This is a genomic window from Terriglobus sp. YAF25 (genome assembly GCF_052113305.1).
In the GTDB taxonomy this organism is placed as follows: domain Bacteria; phylum Acidobacteriota; class Terriglobia; order Terriglobales; family Acidobacteriaceae; genus Terriglobus.
On the sequence record NZ_JBFRCY010000564.1, the window covers coordinates 1 to 3,128 of the forward strand.

General features: G+C 57.8%; 3 protein-coding genes. All 3 read left to right on the forward strand.

Annotation, left to right across the window (positions count from 1 at the left end):
* Positions 1 to 342, forward strand: a 342-nt coding sequence (locus AB4043_RS20130) for a hypothetical protein (protein WP_442307894.1), incomplete at its 5' end; no start/stop codon positions are given.
* A gap of 29 nt (positions 343 to 371) precedes the next feature.
* Complete coding sequence (locus AB4043_RS20135) at positions 372 to 1,730, forward strand: aspartate aminotransferase family protein (protein WP_442298949.1); 1,359 nt, start codon at positions 372 to 374, stop codon at positions 1,728 to 1,730.
* Positions 1,727 to 2,605: a fumarylacetoacetate hydrolase family protein gene (locus tag AB4043_RS20140; RefSeq protein ID WP_442307895.1), complete on the forward strand. Its 879-nt coding sequence runs from the start codon at positions 1,727 to 1,729 to the stop codon at positions 2,603 to 2,605. The genes AB4043_RS20135 and AB4043_RS20140 overlap by 4 nt, the downstream gene beginning before the upstream one ends.
* The last annotated feature ends 523 nt before the right edge of the window (positions 2,606 to 3,128 follow it).

The following is a 3,128-nucleotide window of genomic DNA, read 5'->3' on the forward strand; positions in this document are numbered from 1 at the left end:
TTTATTGGGCTTGTCGGGGAACACGGCCACCTGCACTTCGACCGCTTTATTGGGCTTGTCGGGGAACACGGCCACCTGCACTTCGACCGCAAGCGGGAAAGCATCGAGATCAGCTCACGAGAGCGGTTCTCGTATCCGAAGAACTTCCTTTCCAGTGATGTCTTCGGGACCCTGCGCGGCGCATTTCCGGCATGCCTGGAAGACTTCGTGAACTGCATTCGGAAGGATCTGCCGCCGTCGGTCGGCGTCCGGGATGGACGCAAGGTAACGGCGGTTCTGACGGCAATCCACGAATCACTTAAGACTGGCGGCAATGTCGCTGTCCCGGTCTTGCGAGACTAAGCGCGGCACCCCATCAGGAGCGAAGTTGAATGAGTCAGCGGTATGCACGGTCCATTGCGAATCTTGAGCGTTCCCGGAAGACCCTGGCCGGCGGCGTAAGCAGCAACGTCCGGATGGGCGATAAGCCGTATCCTCTCTTCTTTGAGTACGGCAAGGGATCGCATCTATGGGACGTCGACGGGAATGAGTACATCGATTATGTACTCGGCCGCGGCCCGCTGATTCTGGGGCATACGCATCCGGAGGTGATTGAGGCTACCTGTAAACAGCTCTGGAGGGGGCAGATCTACGCCGCCCAGCATGAACTTGAGTTCGAGCTGGCGGAGCGCGTCCATCGCATTGTGCCTTGCGCAGAGCGCGTGCGCTTTGGCATCTCCGGATCGGAGGCTGTCCACGGTGCGCTTCGCCTGGCGCGCGCCGCAATCGGGCGGCAGACGGTGATTAAGTTTGAAGGGCAATATCATGGCTGGCTGGACAATATCCTGTATAGCCTGGCTCCTGATCCTGCGGCTGCTGGCGACGCCCTCCACCCGGCGACGGTTGCGGAATCGAAGGGGCAGTTCAGCGGGGAAGACAGCCATCTGGTCGTTCTTCCCTGGAACAATCTCAAGGCAGTGGAAGAGTATCTTTCTGCCCACGCGAATGAAGTCGCCGCGATTATTACCGAACCTGTGATGTGCAATACCGCCGTGATTCCGCCGCTGCCGGGCTACCTGGAAGGATTGCGGGAGCTGGCAACACGGCACGATGTCGTGTTGATCTTTGATGAGGTGATTACAGGCTTCCGTGCATCGCTTGCCGGAGCCCAGGGACGTTTCAATGTCGTCCCCGATCTGACCATCTTCGGTAAGGCAATTGCCAACGGCATGCCAATCAGTTGTCTTGCCGGAAAGGCCAGGTACATGGACCTGATTGCGGCCGGTAAGGTCGGGCACGGCGGCACGTATAACAGTATTCCCCCCGCTGTTGCCGGCGCGATCGCCACCCTTGACGTTCTAGAGCGGAATGGTGGAGCGGTCTATCAGGCAATCGAGCAGGCCGGAACAACGCTGATGCAGGGGATTCGTGAAGCTGCGGATCGGGCCGGGATCCCCGTCGTCGTACAGGGATATGGCTGCATTTTCTACCTCGGCTTCCCGGCTGGCGAGATACCCGAACGGGAGGGGCAGGTTGTCTACGATTACCGCTCCTCTCTTGGAGTTCGACAGGACCTTTATAACGACTTTGTCTGCGGCATGGTCGATCGCGGAGTCCGTATTATCCCCCGCGGCAACTGGTTCCTCTCCTCAACGCACACCGCCGAGGATGTTCAGGCAACGCTTGCTGCCGTTCACGAGGTCTTTGAGACAATTGTGGCGCCGAAGTTCGGGAAGTTGGTGTCGGCATGAAGCTCGGCGTTGTACGTCAGAACGCCACGGAAGCCGCCGCGGTTGTTTACAACGGAAAGATCGTCGATGCCACGGAAGCCGCCGGCACGACTGATCTAAAGTCCGTCGTGACCGAATGGGAGACGCTCTACCCTCGGATTGCCGCGTCGCTCGAGCACGGAACACTCTTGACCGGGGACATCCTCTGGCAGGCCCCACTGCCTGCTCCTCCGAAGTTTCTTTTGCTCGCGGGCAACTTCCGTGCCCACGTCATCGAATCCGGCTTTGCGCCTGCTCCGGAAGAAAACCTGACTCCGCAGTTCTTTATGAAGCCCTCGACAGCTATTATTGGGCCGTCGGAAGAGATACCTATTACGGATGCCAATCACGCTCTTGACTATGAGGCGGAGCTTGCCGTGGTGATCGGCCGGCGGACGCACCGGGCGTCACTCCAGGACGCGATGCAGGCGGTTTGGGGTTATACCGTCGTGAATGACATCTCCGAGCGCAAGCTGAATGACGGAATGGTCGACCGTAAGAAACGTTCGAACGACGACTTCTACGACTGGCTGGTAGGGAAGTGGTTTGACGGCTCGGCCCCCATGGGGCCCTGGCTGGTGACCGCGGACGACCTGCCTACGGATGCACGCGTGCAGGCATGGCTGAACGGAGATCAGGTTCAGGATGCGCCGCTTTCGGCCATGATTCATACCATCGCGGAGGCGATTGTCTATATTTCAAATGTCCTGACGCTTGAGCCTGGCGATGTTATCTCTATGGGAACACCCGCCGGCGTCGGTTTGGCCAGAGGACGGTTGCTGCAGGATGGTGATCTTATTGAGTGCGAGGTGAGTGGCATAGGGCGCATTCGCAACTACGTTCGAAAGGCTTTATGACATTGGACTCCTGCGCGTGGCGCTTGTTGTCTGCTTGCTGCCCGGTGGTGGGGACAGCGGTCGCGCAGCAGGAAGCCGCGGTCCTCTAAACCTCGCTCTCTGGCCACTCATACGGTGCTCTCGCATCGAATAATGACATACGCCCTTTCTATCCCTTGACAAAGTCTTCCTCCTTATCGAGGGGCACCTGGTGCATGGGCGAACCCACGTCGAAGCGACCTGGGTGACCGTGGCCGCTTTTTTGCCGGGAGAAAACGTTTCGGTTTCTCCCGGACCCTTGTGTTGGGAACGATAACAAGAATTCCTGTCGTGATTGTTTACCGCGTTTTTCATTGACAACACTGCTCCATGTTGCCTAGAGTCAGCTTCCATAAAGATAACGATCATCATTTTTAGATACAAAAGTGATCGAATTTGAGGCTGTCAGGAGCGGGCCATTGGGTGCGATGGAGTCTTGCCGCCCGGAAAGAGACGCGATATGGACAACAAAAATGCAAATTCAAAGTTACGTGCTGGGCGAGTG